This is a genomic window from Arthrobacter sp. HS15c, from assembly GCF_040812005.1.
In the GTDB taxonomy this organism is placed as follows: domain Bacteria; phylum Actinomycetota; class Actinomycetes; order Actinomycetales; family Micrococcaceae; genus Arthrobacter.
In genome coordinates this window covers 14,071-30,640 of sequence record NZ_JBFOHM010000007.1, presented here as the reverse complement: position 1 = coordinate 30,640, position 16,570 = coordinate 14,071, and the positions used below count along the sequence as shown (strand labels likewise).

At 67.1% G+C, this 16,570-nt stretch carries 14 protein-coding genes; 4 read left to right on the top strand and 10 right to left on the bottom strand.

Going from position 1 to position 16,570, the window contains the following annotated elements; genetic code table 11:
- Positions 1-1,740 (bottom strand): phospho-sugar mutase, encoded by a 1,740-nt coding sequence (locus tag ABV518_RS12705; protein ID WP_367767451.1) that lies wholly within the window; start codon positions 1,738-1,740, stop codon positions 1-3.
- A gap of 130 nt (positions 1,741-1,870) precedes the next feature.
- Here ABV518_RS12705 and ABV518_RS12700 point away from each other — a divergent pair, with 130 nt between their 5' ends.
- Positions 1,871-2,350, top strand: a complete 480-nt coding sequence (locus tag ABV518_RS12700) for an Rrf2 family transcriptional regulator (RefSeq protein ID WP_367767450.1) — start codon at positions 1,871-1,873, stop codon at positions 2,348-2,350.
- 12 nt (positions 2,351-2,362) lie between these two features.
- On the opposite strand, the gene ABV518_RS12695 is transcribed toward ABV518_RS12700, so the two are convergent.
- Positions 2,363-3,181 carry a purine-nucleoside phosphorylase gene (locus ABV518_RS12695; protein WP_367767449.1) on the bottom strand — a complete coding sequence of 273 codons (819 nt, stop codon included), beginning with the start codon at positions 3,179-3,181 and terminating at the stop codon, positions 2,363-2,365.
- 117 nt (positions 3,182-3,298) lie between these two features.
- On the opposite strand from ABV518_RS12695, the gene ABV518_RS12690 reads away from it, so the two are divergent.
- Together ABV518_RS12690 and ABV518_RS12685 are read left to right on the top strand one after the other, a co-directional pair.
- Entirely contained in the window at positions 3,299-4,714 is a 1,416-nt protein-coding gene (locus ABV518_RS12690; RefSeq protein WP_367767448.1) for an NAD(P)H-quinone dehydrogenase, read from the top strand.
- A 127-nt stretch (positions 4,715-4,841) separates the two neighbouring features.
- Entirely contained in the window at positions 4,842-5,027 is a 186-nt protein-coding gene (locus ABV518_RS12685) for a PspC domain-containing protein (RefSeq protein WP_367767447.1), read from the top strand.
- 49 nt (positions 5,028-5,076) lie between these two features.
- Here the strand turns inward: ABV518_RS12685 and ABV518_RS12680 are convergent, their stop codons facing one another.
- The 4 genes from ABV518_RS12680 to ABV518_RS12665 all read right to left on the bottom strand — a co-directional run bounded on the left by ABV518_RS12680 (position 5,077) and on the right by ABV518_RS12665 (position 10,913).
- Entirely contained in the window at positions 5,077-5,397 is a 321-nt protein-coding gene (locus ABV518_RS12680; protein ID WP_367767446.1) for a hypothetical protein, read from the bottom strand.
- Positions 5,398-5,651: 254 nt separating this feature from the next.
- Positions 5,652-7,214 carry an FAD-dependent oxidoreductase gene (locus ABV518_RS12675; RefSeq protein WP_367767445.1) on the bottom strand — a complete coding sequence of 521 codons (1,563 nt, stop codon included), beginning with the start codon at positions 7,212-7,214 and terminating at the stop codon, positions 5,652-5,654.
- Entirely contained in the window at positions 7,211-9,436 is a 2,226-nt protein-coding gene (locus ABV518_RS12670) for a molybdopterin oxidoreductase family protein (protein ID WP_367767444.1), read from the bottom strand. The genes ABV518_RS12675 and ABV518_RS12670 overlap by 4 nt, the downstream gene beginning before the upstream one ends.
- A 1-nt stretch (position 9,437) precedes the next feature.
- Positions 9,438-10,913 (bottom strand): MFS transporter, encoded by a 1,476-nt coding sequence (locus tag ABV518_RS12665; protein WP_367767443.1) that lies wholly within the window; start codon positions 10,911-10,913, stop codon positions 9,438-9,440.
- 266 nt (positions 10,914-11,179) lie between these two features.
- On the opposite strand from ABV518_RS12665, the gene ABV518_RS12660 reads away from it, so the two are divergent.
- The gene (locus ABV518_RS12660; RefSeq protein WP_367767442.1) at positions 11,180-12,592 is read left to right on the top strand and encodes an MFS transporter; all 1,413 of its coding nucleotides are present in this window, start codon (positions 11,180-11,182) and stop codon (positions 12,590-12,592) included.
- 130 nt (positions 12,593-12,722) lie between these two features.
- On the opposite strand, the gene ABV518_RS12655 is transcribed toward ABV518_RS12660, so the two are convergent.
- The 4 genes from ABV518_RS12655 to ABV518_RS12640 all read right to left on the bottom strand — a co-directional run bounded on the left by ABV518_RS12655 (position 12,723) and on the right by ABV518_RS12640 (position 16,564).
- Positions 12,723-13,454 (bottom strand): glutamine amidotransferase, encoded by a 732-nt coding sequence (locus tag ABV518_RS12655; protein ID WP_367767441.1) that lies wholly within the window; start codon positions 13,452-13,454, stop codon positions 12,723-12,725.
- Between the two features lie 43 nt (positions 13,455-13,497).
- Entirely contained in the window at positions 13,498-13,950 is a 453-nt protein-coding gene (locus ABV518_RS12650) for a nuclear transport factor 2 family protein (RefSeq protein ID WP_367767440.1), read from the bottom strand.
- Positions 13,951-13,968: 18 nt separating this feature from the next.
- On the bottom strand, positions 13,969-15,786 hold the full coding sequence (locus ABV518_RS12645) for a biotin carboxylase N-terminal domain-containing protein (protein ID WP_367767439.1): 1,818 nt from the start codon (positions 15,784-15,786) through the stop codon (positions 13,969-13,971).
- 130 nt (positions 15,787-15,916) lie between these two features.
- Positions 15,917-16,564 (bottom strand): nucleoside triphosphate pyrophosphatase, encoded by a 648-nt coding sequence (locus ABV518_RS12640; RefSeq protein ID WP_367767438.1) that lies wholly within the window; start codon positions 16,562-16,564, stop codon positions 15,917-15,919.
- Positions 16,565-16,570 lie beyond the last annotated feature (6 nt).

Sequence of the window (16,570 nt, the reverse complement as noted above, 5' to 3'; positions counted from 1 at the left end):
CTAGAGGCCGAGGGCCTCCCGCACGTCGCCGAGCACCTGGTCCAGGGCGGCGCGTGCGGCTTGGCGTGCCTCGGGGAGTTCCGCGGCCGACTCCACTCCCTTGATCACTTCGAGGTAGCACTTGAGCTTCGGCTCGGTGCCGCTGGGACGGATGATCACCCTGGTCTGGTCCCTCGTCAGGTAGAGCAGGCCGTCCGTGGGCGGCAGGTGTTCACTGCCCTCGGCGAGGTCCACGAAGGTCTCCACCGCTGAGGAACCGAAGGAATCCGGCGGGCTGACCCGGAGCCGGTTCATCATGGCATCCAGCAGCCCGAGATCTGCCACCCTGATGCTCAGCTGGTCGCTCGCGTGCAGGCCGTGCTGCAGATAAATCTCGTCCAGGGTGTCGAAGATGGTCTTGCCGCCCGCTTTGGCCGTGGCGGCGAGCTCCGCGATCAGCACGGCGGCAGAGATGCCGTCCTTGTCCCGGACCAGGTCGGGGGCAACACAATAACCCAAGGCTTCCTCGTAGCCGTACAGCAGCCCCGGAACACGGGAAATCCACTTGAATCCCGTCAGTGTTTCCTCGTGCGCGTACCCGGCCGCGGCGGCGATGCGGGACAGCAGGCGTGAGGAAACCACCGAATTGGCGAGGACGCCGTCGGGCTTTTCCTCACCGCCGGCCGCAAGCCGGGCCACAATATGTGCGCCCAGGAGCGCCCCCACCTCATCCCCGCGGAGCATGCGCCAGGCGTCCGTGGACGGATCCTTGGCAGCGACCGCCGCGCGGTCAGCGTCGGGATCGTTGGCCAGGACAATATCGGCATCCACCCGGACTGCTGTCTCCAGCGCCAGGTCCAGGGCGCCGGGCTCCTCCGGGTTCGGGAAACTCACCGTGGGGAACTCGGGGTCGGGCGCAGCCTGTTCGGCCACCAGGGTGACGTCGGAGAAGCCCGCCTCGTTCAGGACGGCCACGGCTGTTTCGCCGCCGACGCCGTGCATCGGCGTCAGGACAATCCGCAGGTCACGGGACGGAAAGCGTGCGGGATCGGCGAGTGCCGCCGTCGCGCGCTGGTAGTCAGCGGCGATGGACGGGTCCAGCACGGTCCAGCCGTCCGGGGCCAGGGCGATGGAGTCCAACGGTCCGACGGCGTCCATCCGCTCCGCGATTCCGGCGTCGTAGGGTGCCACAATCTGGGCACCCCGCCCGCTTTCCTCCACGGCGTGGCGGCCGAGGTAAACCTTGTAGCCGTTGTCCTGGGGCGGGTTGTGGCTGGCGGTGACCATCACGCCGCCGTCGCAGTCCAATGCCCGCACAGCGTATGCCAGCAGCGGCGTCGGCAGTGCGGAGGGCATCAGGAAGGTCTCAAAACCGGCGGCGGTGAAGATCGCCGCTGTTTCCACGGCGAAGATATCGGAGTTGTGCCGGGCGTCGTAGCCGACGACGGCGCGCGGCCGGGTTCCCGGTGAAACCTCACCCACGGCGTTGCTGAGGAAGGCCGCCAGGCCTGCCGCGGCACGGCGGACCACCACGCGGTTCATCCGGTTCGGCCCCGGGCCGAGTGCCGCGCGCAGGCCTGCGGTGCCGAACTGCAGGGTGCCGTTGAAGCTGTCAGCGAGTTCCTGCCGCGCCGCGCCGACTCCGCTTTCCGCCTGCCGGACCAGTTCAGACAGGGCTGCGGAAGTCGCGGAATCCGGATCCTGGGCCGCCCAGTCGCGGGCTTGGCTGAAGAGGATGGACTCGGCATCGGTGGACGTCATGGGCATAACGCTATCGTCATTGCTCGCCGAAGACTTCCCGAACACCCGCTTTGTCCGCACGGACGGCCCCGGAAAACCCCGGAAATCCTTGAAGTAAATTTTCTGGACAAGTACTGTCTCGAATATGAAGATGGGGCAGGGTGTTGAGTGGGCGTTGCACAGCTGCGTCAACATGTCCTGGACCCCGCTGGGGGAGGCCGTCAGCAGTGCGCGGCTGGCTGAGTTCTACAAACTGCCCGCCGCCTACCTTAACAAGCAGCTCCAGGCACTGGTCCGCGCCGGCATCCTGACGTCCGTGTCCGGCCCGAGGGGCGGCTTCCGGCTCGCGCGCCGGTCGGACCGGATCTCGGTGCTGGACGTCTATCTCGCCATCGAGGGAAACGAGGACGCTTTCAGGTGCAAGGGCATCCTGAAGGACGCGCCCGGCGGTGAGATGGACGCCGACTACGCGCGGAGCTGCCTGATTTCGCAGACCATGCGGCACGCCGAAGTCACCTGGCGTACCGAGCTTTCCCGGCAGACCATTGCCGGGATCGCAGAATCCATCGAACGCCGGTTCCCTGAGGCCCGCGAGGACACGGTCAGCCGGCTGATGGGGACCCGGACCTGACCGGCCGGCTGCTTACAGCCTGCCGATGATCTCCGCGAGGAGTTTGGAGATGCGCGGTCCCGCGGCCTGACCGGACTCGAGGACTTCCTGGTGGCTCAGCGGGGCGGGGCTGATGCCTGCCGCGAGGTTGGTGACCAGTGAGATGCCGAATACTTCCATGCCCGCGTGGCGGCCGGCGATGGCCTCCAGCGCGGTGGACATGCCCACCAGGTCCGCGCCGATCCGTTTGGCGTACTGGACCTCGGCCGGGGTTTCGTAGTGCGGCCCTGTGAACTGCGCGTAGACACCCTCTTCCAGGGAAGAATCGACCTCACGGGCCAGCCCGCGGATGCGGGATGAGTAAAGATCTGTCAGGTCAACAAAGGTGGCACCCTCCAGCGGGGAGGCGGCGGTGAGGTTTATGTGATCTTTGATGAGCACAGGAGTGCCCGGTGCCCAGGCTTCGTTGAGGCCGCCGCAGCCGTTGGTGAGGACCAGGGTCGTGCAGCCGGCGGCGGCTGCCGTGCGGACGCCGTGGACGACGGCTCGAACGCCTTTGCCCTCATAGAAGTGTGTGCGCGCGCCGAGCACCAGCGCCCGTTTGCCTTCCTTGGTGAGTACCGAGCGGATGGTACCCACGTGGCCTTCCACCGCCGGGGCATGGAACCCGGGAACCTCGTCCGCGGACAGGGTGGCGGTGGTGTCGCCGATCAGGTCGGCGGCCTGGCCCCACCCCGAGCCCAGGACAAGGGCGACGTCGTGGCGGTCCACGCCTGTTTCCCCGGCGATGTAGTCGGCGGCGGCGCGGGCGGCGGCAAAGGGGTCAGTGTTCAGGAAGTCTGTATTACTCACTGGTACAAGTTATCGTGCCGTTGCTCCTGTGCACAGCGTCACGGGTGCTGGTGACCGGCACCATGGCCACGGCTGTTTATTGGTGGTGCGGCGCCCCATGCGGGAGAATGGTTGTTTGTGACTACGCATCCTGATTTCAGCTCACCCCGGATCGCAATCCTCGGAGGTGGCCCGGGCGGATACGAAGCCGCCATGGTCGCTGCCTCGCTGGGGGCGCAGGTCACCATCATCGAACGCGCCGGCCTGGGTGGCTCTGCCGTGCTCACCGACGTCGTGCCTTCCAAGACCCTGATCGCGACGGCGGACCTGATGACCCGCGTCGGCGAGGCGGGGGAGCTGGGAGTGAAGTTCGACGTCGACGGCGGAGACTTCGTGCCTGCCATGCGCGCGGACCTCAAGCACATCAACGACCGCCTGCTGGGCCTCGCCCGCCAGCAGTCCCAGGACATCTCCACCGGGCTCGAACACCAGAACGTCCGCATCCTGCTGGGCTCGGGCAGGCTCGTTGACAGCCACACCATCGAAGTCCTGACCGCGGACGGCACGGAAACTGTCGAGGCGGACACCATCCTGCTGGCCGTGGGCGCGCACCCGCGCGAACTGCCCACCGCGAGGCCGGACGGCGAACGCATCCTGAACTGGGCCCAGATCTACAACCTCGATGAGCTCCCCGAGGAGCTCATCGTGGTGGGCTCCGGTGTGACCGGTGCCGAATTCGCGTCCGCCTACAACGGCCTGGGCTCCAAGGTCACGCTCATTTCCAGTCGTGACCGGGTGCTCCCCGGTTCGGACACCGACGCCGCAGAGGTGCTGGAGGAAGTCTTCGAACGCCGAGGCGTCCGGGTCCTGTCCCGCGCCCGCGCCGAGACCGTGGAACGGACCGACGACGGCGTAGTGGTCACCCTGGGCGACGGCTCGAAGGTCACCGGCAGCCACTGCCTCGTCTGCGTCGGGTCCATCCCCAACACCGCAGGAATCGGCCTGGAGGAGGCTGGCGTGGCCCTCACCGAGAGCGGCCACATCAAGGTTGACGGCGTCTCACGCACCACCGCGCCGAACATCTACGCCGCCGGCGACTGCACCGGGGTGCTCGCCTTGGCATCCGTTGCAGCCATGCAGGGCAGGATCGCGATCGCACACTTCCTGGGCGACGGCGTGACGCCGATCAAGCTGCACCAGGTGGCGTCCAACATCTTCACGTCGCCGGAGATTGCGTCGGTGGGTGTTTCCGAGGCCGAGATCCAGTCCGGCAAGTATCAGGGCGACGTGGTGAAGCTGTCGCTCAAGAGCAACGCCCGCGCCAAGATGCGCAACCACAAGGACGGCTTCGTCAAGATCTTCGCGCGCAAAGGTTCCGGGACCGTCATCGGCGGTGTGGTGGTGGGGCCGAATGCGTCCGAGCTGATCTTCGCCATCTCCATCGCCGTGAAGCAGAAGCTCCACGTCGACGACGTCGCCAGCACGTTTACCGTGTACCCGTCACTGAGCGGATCCATCTCCGAAGCGGCCCGGCGCCTGCACGTCCACATGTAGCCAGCGCGGCGATTGAGCTTGGGCCCACGCCGGCGGGGCCCCGGCCTGAGCTTGCGAAGGCTGGGAGCCGGTGGGGCCTTGCGAGGTGAGGGAGCGGTTGGGGAGCATTCTGGGGTAGCGTGGCGGCATGACATCAGCTCTGGAGCGTCCGCGCAGCGGGAAAATCATCGGCGGGGTCTGCGCCGCCCTGGCAGCAAGGTTCGGCCTGCCGAAGTTCCTGGTCAGACTCGGCTTTGTGATCTTTGGCCTGGTGGGGATCGGCGAGCTGGTCTACATCGCGCTGTGGATCATGATCCCCAAAGCCCCGGTCTAAACCTAAACGGGTTGGGTTGGCCCCGAGACCGGGGGCCAACAACTTCACGTCACGGAGCAGGCGGTGGGAAGGCCTCAGGGTAAGGGAACTTGTGGCCGTTGCAGAGGATCCCCGGTGCTTCTCCGGCCGCTTTCATTTGCGCAGGTCCAATACCGGCGTTCCTGATGATCTGGCCGTAGGACTGGACACGGAAGTGCTCAGGATCAGTTGACCCGGGAATGTAACCATCGTTCTGCCCGGAGAACGAGCAGATCGAATTGGCATGGTCCGGGCCCCGTTCCACCTGCCCCGCAGCCGACGCCGGCGCCGAGGCCATGCCCATCAGCGCCAACGTACAGACAGCCGCACCCAACAGTGATTTCTTGTGCATCGCGTTACCTCAATCCCTCGAAGTGATCACTCTTCCAGGTGGCAGACGCTGCAAATTGGTGCAAACCGTGACACTGCCCAGCGCAGGTCTGCTACCTACGGGCCGAAGGCCCGTGCGGTGAGTCTACTGACAGCGCACCGCCTTGGGAACATCCCGCGCAAATGGCCTGCGGAAAGCCACCGGCCAGGCGCCAAGGCCGGGACTCCCCGCGGGCTCAAACACGCGTGCAGGGGCTCAATCACCGGTCGGAAATGTCAGGCGGCTGCAGCCGCCTGGAAGTGTTTTTCGATGAGCCCCTTGATGTCCTCGTGGCAGCCGCCGCAGCCGGTCCCGGCACGGGTTGCCTTGGAGACTTCGGCCACCGTGGAGCAGCCGTCCTCCACTGCATTCTGGATCTTGGTGCCGCTGACGCCGGCGCAGCGGCACACAGTGCCCGCCGGGTCAGCCGGGCCGGACGCTGCCAGCTGGTCAGGGCCGTCGAGGCGGAGCAGCAGCGAACGGTCGGCCGGCAACTCCGCTCCGCGCTCGAACAGCCCTACCAGCTCGGCGGCGGTCCGCGGCATGCCCACCGCCACCAGTCCTTCCAGGACTCCGCCGCGGGTGGTCATCTTGACGTAGCGGCCGTGTTCCGGATCCGCCCACTGGGCGATCTGCAGGCGGGGGCGGCCGTTCACGGCTCCCGCGGTGAGGGCATCCTCGTCCCAGGGATCGGCGCCGTTATCGCCGGCCACCGCCATGTTCATGCCGCGCGCCTTCAGCACAACGATCCCGGCCTGTTCCGGGGGCAGCTCCTGCAGGGTATCGGCTGCCTCCTGCGTGCCGGTTGCAAGCAGGGTGAGGTATTCGGCCAGCCATTCAGCCTGCCGCCAGCCCGGGCCCACCAGGCCGGACGGGCCCGTCGCCGTGCGGCACTCGGCGCAGGCGGGATCCGGGCAGCGGACCTCGGCGCAGTCGCCGATCGCGAAGATGTGCGGTTCGTGGTGCGCACGGAGCCGGTGGTCCACCAGGATTCCGGTGCCGGTGGAAAGCCCGCAGCCTTCGGCAAGCTCCGTCCGTGGCCGCACGCCGCACGAGATGACCAGGAGGTCGCCGTCGATCGCTGAACCGTCGTCGAGCAGCAGTGCCGAGAAACCGCCGTCGGGCGCGTTGTGCTCCACTCCGGTGGAGCGGGCGTTGCCGGCCATCCGGACACCGCACTGGCGCAGGCTGGCCGCGAGGACCGCACCGCCGCCGCGATCGATGTTGCGGCCCAGGGGGTGCGGGCCGTTGTGCACCACCGTCACGGTGGCGCCTTCCTCGGCCGCGGCCAGGGCTGTTTCGAGGCCCAGCACGCCGCCGCCCAGCACCACCACGCGCTTCCCGCCGTCGACCGCCTGTCGGAGCACCTCGGCGTCCCGCAGGTCGCGGAGGGCGGTGACGCCGGCAGGGAGCACGGGGGAGGTTGGGTCGGGGTTGATGCCGGTGAGGTTGGGAATGACCGGACGCGAGCCGGTGGCGAAAACCAGGCGCTCGTAGTGGGCGGACGTGCCGTCGGTAAGGACCACCTGCTGGCGGGCACGGTCGACGCGGCGGACCCTCACGCCGAGGCGGACGTCCACGCCCTCGGCGGCCAGGGCCTCGGCGTCGGACAGGGCAAGAGCATCTGCCGTGGTGCGTCCCACGCCCAGGTCGGCAACAAGCACGCGGTTGTACGCGGCTTCGGATTCCTCGCCCACCACCGTCAGGCTGACGTGTCCGCCGCGGACCGCGGGCATCAGTTCATCGATCAGGCGCGCGGCCACGGGGCCAAAACCGACAATGACAATCTGCTCACTCATGAGGCCTCCGTCGTCTGAAGAACACTGGTCTGGGGCTGGTTCGGGGCCTGGTCGGCGGCCAGCCGGACCCAGACCTTGTTGAACTTGAATTCGGGCATCCCGGAGATGGGGTCCGTGGCGGCTTCCGTCAGACGGTTGGCGCTTTCGAGTTCGGGGAAGTGGAACGGCAGGAACACCGTTTCCTGGCGGATCGCCGTGCTGAGCTCGGCCCGGCAGACTACCTGTCCGCGTTCGTTGGCCACCGACACGAGGGCCCCCTCGGCGATGCCCATGGACATTGCGGCGGCCGGATGGATCTGGACTTTCGCCTCCGGCTGGCTGGCCAGCAGCTCGGACACCCGCCGGGTCTGTGCGCCGGACTGGTAGTGCTCCAGGAGGCGGCCGGTGATGAGGGTCATGGTTTTTGCTGCCGGGTCCGGATTGGCCTCGGGCGTACGACGGCGGCGCGGAGTCACCGGGGTCATGACCGCCTTGCCGTCGGCGTGGGCGAAGGCGTCCAGGAACAGCCGCGGCGTGCCGGTGCTGCCCGCGGGGAACGGCCAGTAGGCGGCTTCGCCGCGGTCCAGCATGGCGTAGTCGATGCCGGAGTAGTCGGCCAGGCCGCCGGCGGAGGCGAGCCGGAGTTCCTCGAACACCGTTTCCGGGTCTTCGCTGTAGGTGGAGGGTGCCTCAAGGGCCTCGGCCAGGCGGGCCATGATCCACAGTTCGCTGCGGGCGCCGGCAGGCGGCTGCAGGGCACGCCGGCGGCGCAGCACGCGTCCTTCCAGGTTGGTCAGGGTGCCCTCCTCTTCCGCCCACTGGAGGACCGGCAGGATGAGGTCGGCCTCGGCTGCCGTCTCGGACATAAAGAAGTCGCAGACCACCAGGAAGTCCAGGCTGCGGAGCCCGGCGATGACGGAGTTGGCATCGGGGGATGCCACCGCGATGTTGGAGGCGTGGACAAAGAGGCAGCGGACGCCGTCGGGCTGTCCGAGTGACTTGAGGAGCTGGACCGCGGGGAGGCCGGGCCCGGGAATGGTTTCCTCCGGGACGCCCCAGACGCCGGCCATGTGGGCGCGGGCGGCGGGGTCGGTGATCTTGCGGTAGCCGGGGAGCTGGTCGGCCTTCTGGCCGTGTTCACGGCCGCCCTGGCCGTTGCCCTGGCCGGTGAGCGTGCCGTAGCCGCTGCGGAGCGAGCCGGGCAGGCCCAGGAGCAGGCTCAGGTTGATCGCGGCGGTGGCGGTGTCCGTGCCGTCAACGTGCTGTTCCACGCCGCGGCCGGTGAGGATGTAGCTGCCGCCCTTGCGTGCGCCGTCGGCGAGCCTGCGGGCGGTTTCGCGGATGAGCTCCGCCGGGACACCCGTGATCGACTGGACGCGTTCGGGCCAGAAGGAGTTCACGCTGCGGACCACGGCGTTGTAGCCGGACGTGCGCTCCGCGATGAAGGCGGCGTCGGCCAGGCCCTCGTGGATGACCACGTGCGAGAGGCCCAGCAGGAGGGTCAGGTCCGTGCCCGGCAGCGGCTGCAGGTGGATGCCGCCGCCGTCGGAGGTGAAGTTGGCGGTCGCGGAACGGCGGGGATCAACGATGATCAGGCCGCCGGCGTCGCGGGCGCCCTTGAGGTGCTGGACGAACGGTGGCATTGTTTCGGCAACGTTGGAGCCCAGCATCATGATGGTGCTGGCACTGTCCAGGGCTTCGAGCGGGAAGGGGAGCCCGCGGTCGACGCCGAAGGCACGCATGCCGGCGGCCGCCGCGGATGACATGCAGAAACGGCCGTTGTAGTCGATGCGGGAGGTGCCGAGGGCCAGGCGGGCGAACTTGCCCAGCATGTAGGCCTTTTCGTTGGTGAGGCCGCCGCCGCCGAAAACGCCGACGGCGTCCTTCCCGTACCGGGCGCGGGTGTCCTTCACGGCTTTGGTGACAAGGGCGAGAGCCTGGTCCCAGCCGATGGGACGGTGGATCCCGTCGTCGCCCTTGAGGAGCGGCTCGGTGACGCGTCCGGGGTGGTTCAGGAGGGTTGCTGAGGTCCAGCCCTTCCGGCACAGGCCCCCGCGGTTGGTGGGGAAATCCCTGCCGCTGACTTCCAGGACGGGACCTGTGGCGGAGGCCAGTTCAGCGGCATCGGCGGGCACGGGGACTGACCCCGGCTCGGAAGCCGGGGTCAGTTCCGCTGGAGACTTGAGCGTCATGGCGCACTGCAGGGCGCAGTAAGGGCAGTGCGTGTCGGCGCTTTTGGTCATGTTAGACGTGTCCCATCGCATTTCGGTTGGCGTTGCGGATGTAGAAGGCCCAGCAGACGATCAGCATCACCACGTAGGCTCCGACGAAACCGTAGAAGGCGGGTGTGTAGGATCCGCTGGCGGTGTTGGAGGCGTTCAGGACCTGCGGGATAACGAAGCCGCCGTAGGCTCCGATGGCCGAGATGAGTCCGAGGGCCGAGGACGCGAGCCGCTGGGTCTGGACCGTGCTGGCTCCGGACTTCGCTGCCCGGCTGGACGTGGCGAAGATGATGGGGATCATCCGGTACGTTGCGCCGTTGCCGAAGCCGCTGGCGGTGAAGAGCATCAGGAAGAGGACCAGGAAGAGCCAGAAGTTCTTCAGCGGCAGCGTCCAGATCATGGTGAGGGTGATGACGGCCATGGAGGCAAAGGCTGCCACGGTCATGCGGGCGCCGCCCATGCGGTCAGCCATACGTCCGCCGTAGGGGCGGGCGAGTGAACCGACGAGCGGGCCGAGGAAGGCCAGCGAGAGTGCCACCGTGCCGACTCCGATGGAGGAGAAAGCGGGGAAGTAGTCCTTGATGAGCTTCGGGAACACGCCGGCGAAGCCGATGAACGAACCGAAGGTGCCGATGTAAAGCAGCGCCATGATCCACAGGTGCGGTTCCTTGAGGGCTGCGACCGAGCCGGCCACGTCGCCCTTGGCGCTGGTGAGGTTGTCCATGTACTTCCAGGCGCCGAAGGCGGCGATCAGGATGAACGGGACCCACATCCAGCCTGCCATCGGCAGGTTGGCGCTGCCGACAGCCAGCAGGGTGATCACGATCGGGACGGCGAGCTGTGCGACGGCGGCACCCATGTTGCCGCCGGCGGCGTTCAGGCCCAGGGCCCAGCCCTTTTCGCGGGCCGGGTAGAAGAAGGTGATGTTGGCCATGGAGCTGGCGAAGTTGCCGCCGCCGAAGCCTGCGAGGGCCGCCACGAACAGCATGACGCCGAACGGGGTTTCGGGGTTGGAGACGCAGAGTCCCAGGCCGATGGCGGGAATCAGCAGGAGGAGCGCGGACACGATGGTCCAGTTCCGGCCGCCGAAGCGGGGAACCATAAAGGTGTAGGGAATGCGGAGCGTGGCGCCAACAAGGCTGGGCATCGAGATCAGCCAGAAGATTTCCGACGTCGAGAACGTGAAGCCTGCAGCGGGGAGCTGGACCACTACGATGGACCAGAGCTGCCAGACCACGAAGCCGAGGAATTCAGCGAAGATGGACCAGTTCAGGTTGCGGCGGGCGATGGCGCGGCCGGCGGACTCCCACTGTTCCTTGTTCTCAGCGTTCCAGTTGGCGATCCAGCGGCCGGGGCGGAATTCAAGGGCGGGGGCGTCAGTTGTACGCGTGGAGCCGGGCTGTGTGCTGGCGGATGAGGACACGCCTTCGTGCAACGGGTCGGTGTCTAAATCTACGGAATTGCCGGTGCCGGCATCTGCGCTGCGATCAACAGTCACGGTGTACCTCCTCTTGGGGGATGTTGTTCTTCCAAGGTAGAGAAGGTGCGTTTCGTGGACGGTCGCCGTTTGTTAACGCGCTGTGACATTTGCCTATCGGGCCACTTTTGACGGCGTGAGGACCGGAAAATGAGACAAATCACAGGTGTCCGCATAATGGACCTTTTGTCCATTGACTGGACGGCGGGAACTAATATTGAACTCTAACTACTGCACGCCGGGCCTCTGCCCCCACGTCCGGCGGGTTCTGACGAAAGTGTTCCTACATGTCATCAACTGAAACCTCGACCGGTCCCGGACCCGCCAGGGCGGTTAACTCCCGCGGCCGCGTGATTGTGGCCAGCCTGATCGGCACCACCGTGGAGTTCTACGACTTCTACGTTTACGCCACGGCAGCGGTGCTGGTCTTCCCCTCGCTGTTCTTCCCCAACCAGAACGAAACCACCCAGCTCCTGAGCTCGTTCGCCGTGTTCGGGGTGGCCTTTATCGCCCGCCCGCTGGGATCGGTTGTCTTTGGCCACTTCGGCGACAAATTCGGCCGCAAGGGCACCCTGGTGGCGTCGCTGCTGACGATGGGTATCGCCACCTTCCTGATCGGCTGCCTGCCCACGGCACTGGTCCCGGGCTGGCAGTTCTGGGCCCCGGCACTCCTGGTGGTCATGCGCTTCGCCCAGGGCTTGGCCCTTGGCGGCGAATGGAGCGGCGCTGCCCTCCTCGCCACCGAAAATGCCCCCGCCAACAAGCGGGCCATCTACGGCACGTTCCCGCAGCTGGGCGCGCCCATCGGCTTCATCATCGCCAACGTGATCTTCCTGGTCTTCAGCTACGCCCTGACGCCGGCCGACTTCCTGGCCTGGGGCTGGCGCGTACCGTTCCTGCTGAGCGCAGTGATGGTCATCATTGGCCTTTACGTCCGGCTCAAGCTGATCGAAACCCCCGCCTTCACCAAGGTGCTCGAATCGAACGAGGTGGCCAAGCTGCCGATCGGCCGCGTCTTCAAGACCAGCTGGCGTCCGCTGATCCTGGGCACGTTCATCATGCTCGCCACCTACGTGCTCTTCTACCTGATGACCACGTTCACGCTGACCTACGGCACCCGCGCCTCCAGCCTGGACGCCGCCAAGGCCGCCGCCGAGAAGGCCGGAAAGCCGATGACGGAAGCCGCCGCGGCTGCGTTTGTCCCCGGCCTGGGCTACACCCGAAACGACTTCCTCTGGATGCTGATCGCCGGCGTCGTCTTCTTCGGCATCTTCACCCTGGTCTCCGGACCGCTGGCGGAGAAGTACGGCCGCCGCAAGATGCTGCTGACCGTCACCGGCGGCATCTTCGTCTTCGGCCTGCTGTTCGTCCCGCTGTTCAGCGGCGGCTTCGTGGGCACCATGGCGCTGCTGATCATCGGCTTCTCGCTGATGGGGCTGACGTTCGGTCCCATGGGCGCGCTGTTGCCGGAACTGTTCCCCACCAACGTGCGGTACACCGGGTCCGCAGTCAGCTACAACGTCTCCAGCATCCTGGGCGCAGCTGTGGCACCGTTCATCGCCGTCGCGCTGTGGGAAACGGCTGACGGCAGCCCCGTGCTGGTGGGTGTCTACCTCACGGCCATGGCGGTACTGACCCTCATTGCCCTGTTCGTGAGCCGGGAGACCCGGGACCTGGACTACGAGAACAACGTGGCCTGACGTTCCAGCCTGCTTACTGCCGGAAATGCCCGGCGTGCTCCCTGCTGTTGAGGGGAGCGCGCCGGGCATTTCTGCATCCTGGACCCGGGAGCATAGGGCAGGAACGACGGCGGTAACCTGGCTGGCGAGCTCAGGTGGCGTAGCGTGCCACGAAGTTTTTCAGGATGTTCATGGGCTCGGTCGCAGTGTAACGGCGGGCGTCCGCCATCAGCTCCTCAGCCGACTCGGGCGGGAAGTACCCGGCATGGCGGTAGATATCGATCCTGGTGACCAGTCCCTCGGCGTCCAGTTCGGGATGGAACTGCGTGGCGTACAGGTTCTCCTTGATCCGGAACATGTGCACCGGGCAGGCCTGGGAGGAAGCGAGCAGAACGGCATGGGCGGGCAGCGCGGAGCAGGCCTCCTTGTGCCCGGTAAAGGCAGTAAACCGGGCGGGCATTCCGCGCAGGAGCGGGTCAGCCAGCCCGGCATCGGTGAGTTCTATTTCCACCGCGCCGAGGGGTTCGCCGAACGTCCTGTCGATCACGGCGCCCTGGTGTCTTCCCAGCGTCCCGACGCCGTAGCAGGCGCCAAGGAACGGGAAATCCTGATCCACGATCCGGTCCAGCAATCCTGCCAGCTCCCGCTCCACCCGGTGCTGGGTGGCGCTTTTGCGGTCGCTCGGATCGCTGGACGTGAACGGGCTCCCGCCGACGATCACCGCCGAATACTCGGCCAGGTCCAGCTCCGGCAGGGGCGCCGCCTCCAGCCGGATCCGCCGCAGCTGCCCGGGCGCCAGGCCGCCGTACCTCAGGTAGGCCGCATATTCTTCGTCGGCAGCGGCGTCTTCAGCCCGGGAGGCAAGCAGCAGGAAAGGCTTCACACGCTAAGTGTGCCCGTGCCACCTGCCGGACGCCAGAGGGCGATCAGCTTTCCGGCGTCCGGTCGGGGGACTGGGCCAGGGACCGCCGCGACTGCGGCCGGGCGGCGGGGTCGGCGTGCCGGTGGACCAGCTTCCAGTAGCCCTCTTCGCGGCGGAAGATGCTGGTCACGCGCAGCGCAAACTCTTCCGCGAGGCCCGCGCCGTCCAGTCGGGCGCGGAAGTGTTCGGTCTCCACCAGGAAGGCCGTGTCACGCGCGGTGTAGGAGGTGATGGTGTCGAACCCCAGCATCTCCCCGTCCTGGAATTGCCGGGAGGCCTGGTCCAGCCGGGCCTCCACCTGGGCCCAGCCGCGGGCGATGCCGCCGAACGGGTTGGCCAGGGTGACGTCGTCGAGCCGGGAATAGAGCTCCTTGACGGGCCCCGCATTTCCGCGGGTGATTTCCGGAACGGCCAGGTGGTAGCGGTCCACTTCTTCTTCAAAACTGGGTGCGAGCATGGGTGCCTCCGGCGCTGACTAGTCTTCGATCGTGGCGATGACGGCACCGGCCGACACCGTCTCGCCGGCCTGGGCGTTCAGCCCGGTGATGGTTCCGGAGCGGTGCGCGGTCAGGGGCTGCTCCATCTTCATCGCCTCGAGCACAACGATCAGGTCGCCCTCCGCCACGACATCGCCGTTGCTGACTGCCACCTTGACGATGGTCCCCTGCATGGGGGAGGTGAGGGCGTTGCCGGTGGCGCCCGCGGCGGCACCGCCTGAACGGGAACGCTTCTTGGACTTCGCCGGCTTCGCGGCGGCGGAACCTGATCCGGACCCCAAGGAGCCCAGGGACGCAGGGAGCACCACTTCGAGGCGCTTGCCACCTACTTCAACCACCACGCGCTGGCGTTCGCCGGCGTCGTCAGCCTGGGCTTCGGCGCCGGTGGGAGTCCAGGCCGGGATGTCGCTGACGAAGTCCGTTTCGATCCAGCGGGTGTGGACCTTGAACGGGCCTTCCGCCGGAGCGAAGTCCGGGTTGCTGACCACTGCGAGGTCGAAGGGGATAACGGTGGGGATGCCCTCCACCACCATTTCCTCCAGGGCCCGGCGGGAGCGCTGCAGGGCCTGGGCGCGGGTGGCTCCGGTGACGATCAGCTTGGAGAGCATCGAGTCGAAGTTGCCGCTGATGATGTCGCCCTGCTCCACGCCGGAGTCAACCCGGACGCCCGGTCCCGTGGGGTTCTTCAGGGTGGTGATGGTGCCAGGCGCCGGCATGAAGTTGCGGCCCGGGTCCTCGCCGGTGATCCGGAATTCGATGGAGTGGCCGCGGACCTCGGGGTCGCCGTAGCCCAATTCCTCGCCGCGGGCCAGCCGGAACTGTTCGCGGACGAGGTCGATTCCGGTGACTTCCTCGGAGACGCAGTGCTCCACCTGGAGGCGGGTGTTGACCTCAAGGAAGGAGATGGTGCCGTCCTGGCCGACCAGGAACTCGCAGGTCCCGGCGCCGAGGTAGCCGGCTTCCTTCAGGATCGCCTTGGATGATTCGTAGAGCTGGCGGTTCTGCTCCTCGGTGAGGAACGGCGCGGGCGCCTCTTCAACGAGTTTCTGGTTGCGGCGCTGCAACGAGCAGTCGCGCGTGGACACCACCACAACGTTGCCGTGGGCGTCGGCCAGGCACTGGGTCTCCACGTGGCGCGGGGCGTCCAGGAACCGCTCGATGAAGCACTCGCCGCGGCCGAAGGCGGCGACGGCCTCACGCACGGCGGATTCAAACAGCTCGGGGATTTCTTCCCGGGTGCGGGCCACCTTGATGCCGCGTCCGCCGCCGCCGAAAGCGGCCTTGATTGCAACGGGAAGGCCAAACTTGTCCACGAAATCGAGGATCTCCTCGGCGGACTCCACCGGATCTGCGGTGCCGGGCACCTGGGGAGCGCCGACCTTTTCCGCGATGTGGCGGGCCTGGACCTTGTCGCCCAGGGCGGAGATTGCCTCGGGGGACGGGCCAATCCAGGTGATGCCGGCGGCGATGACCTTGGCCGCGAACTCGGCGTTTTCGGCCAGGAAGCCGTAGCCGGGGTGGATGGCGTCGGCACCGGACTGGCGGGCGGCGTCGAGGATCTTGTCCATGACCAGGTAGGACTCGGCGGCGGTGTTTCCACCGAGGGAGTAGGCCTCGTCGGCGAGCCGCACGTGCAGCGCGTCACGGTCCGGATCGGCGTAAACAGCCACGGAGCCGATGCCTTCATCACGTGCGGCGCGGATGATCCGCACGGCGATTTCGCCACGGTTGGCGATCAGCACCTTGGTGAGGTTCGACTGCACGGGACTTGCGGACTGCTCCAAATTTGCTGACAAGGCGTCTCCTTCTTTCCTTCAGGGAGCCTAGCGCGATTTTGAGGGTTCCGCCGATATTACTTGCGGAATCCGCGTGTAAACCGGCATAGCTTTGTAGGGATGCTACAAATGCCCGCCAAATTGGTTCCCTTTAGTCTGTCGGCCACAGCTCGGTGATGCGCACGTTGGCCTGCGCCAGGAGTCCCCGCAGGGTGGACACGGACAGTCCCACGACGGCGTGCGGGTCCCCGTCCACCTTCCGGATGAACGCCCCGCCGAGCCCGTCGATGGTGAACGATCCGGCACAGTGCAGCGGCTCCCCGGTGGCGATGTAGGCGTCGATCTCCTCCGGTTCCATCTCCATAAAATGGACTTCGGCTGAGGCGACCGCGCCGAGGGTGGCGCCCGAGCCGGGAACTGTTGCCCCGTCGTCGGGAGTGGTGTCCCGGCAGTCCACCAGCCAGTGCCCGGTGTGCAGGACGCCGCTGTTCCCGCTCATCCGAAGCATCCGTTCGCGGGCGACGCCGGCCGTGTACGGCTTGCCGTGCGCCTCGCCGTCGAACTCAAAGACGGAGTCGCAGCCCAGGACCAGCGTCCCTTCGGCTTCCGGCAGCGCCGCCACGGCCTCGGCCTTGGCCCGCGCCAGCAGCAGGGCGGTATCGTGCGGATCCGTGACCCCGTAGCGGGCCTGGACCGCGTCCTCATCCACGTCGGACACCAGCACCGTATGCCGGATGCCGGCCTCGGCCAGGAGTTTGGTGCGGGCGGGGGACTGGGAGGCAAGGATGAGGCTGGTCACCGTTTC

Coding starts and splice junctions, on each gene's coding strand:
- ABV518_RS12705 (WP_367767451.1), bottom strand. CDS start 1,740: ATGACGTCCACCGATGCCGAGTCCATCCTCTTCAGCCAAGCCCGCGAC.
- ABV518_RS12700 (WP_367767450.1), top strand. CDS start 1,871: ATGGGGCAGGGTGTTGAGTGGGCGTTGCACAGCTGCGTCAACATGTCC.
- ABV518_RS12685 (WP_367767447.1), top strand. CDS start 4,842: ATGACATCAGCTCTGGAGCGTCCGCGCAGCGGGAAAATCATCGGCGGG.
- ABV518_RS12680 (WP_367767446.1), bottom strand. CDS start 5,397: ATGCACAAGAAATCACTGTTGGGTGCGGCTGTCTGTACGTTGGCGCTG.
- ABV518_RS12675 (WP_367767445.1), bottom strand. CDS start 7,214: ATGAGTGAGCAGATTGTCATTGTCGGTTTTGGCCCCGTGGCCGCGCGC.
- ABV518_RS12670 (WP_367767444.1), bottom strand. CDS start 9,436: ATGACCAAAAGCGCCGACACGCACTGCCCTTACTGCGCCCTGCAGTGC.
- ABV518_RS12660 (WP_367767442.1), top strand. CDS start 11,180: ATGTCATCAACTGAAACCTCGACCGGTCCCGGACCCGCCAGGGCGGTT.
- ABV518_RS12650 (WP_367767440.1), bottom strand. CDS start 13,950: ATGCTCGCACCCAGTTTTGAAGAAGAAGTGGACCGCTACCACCTGGCC.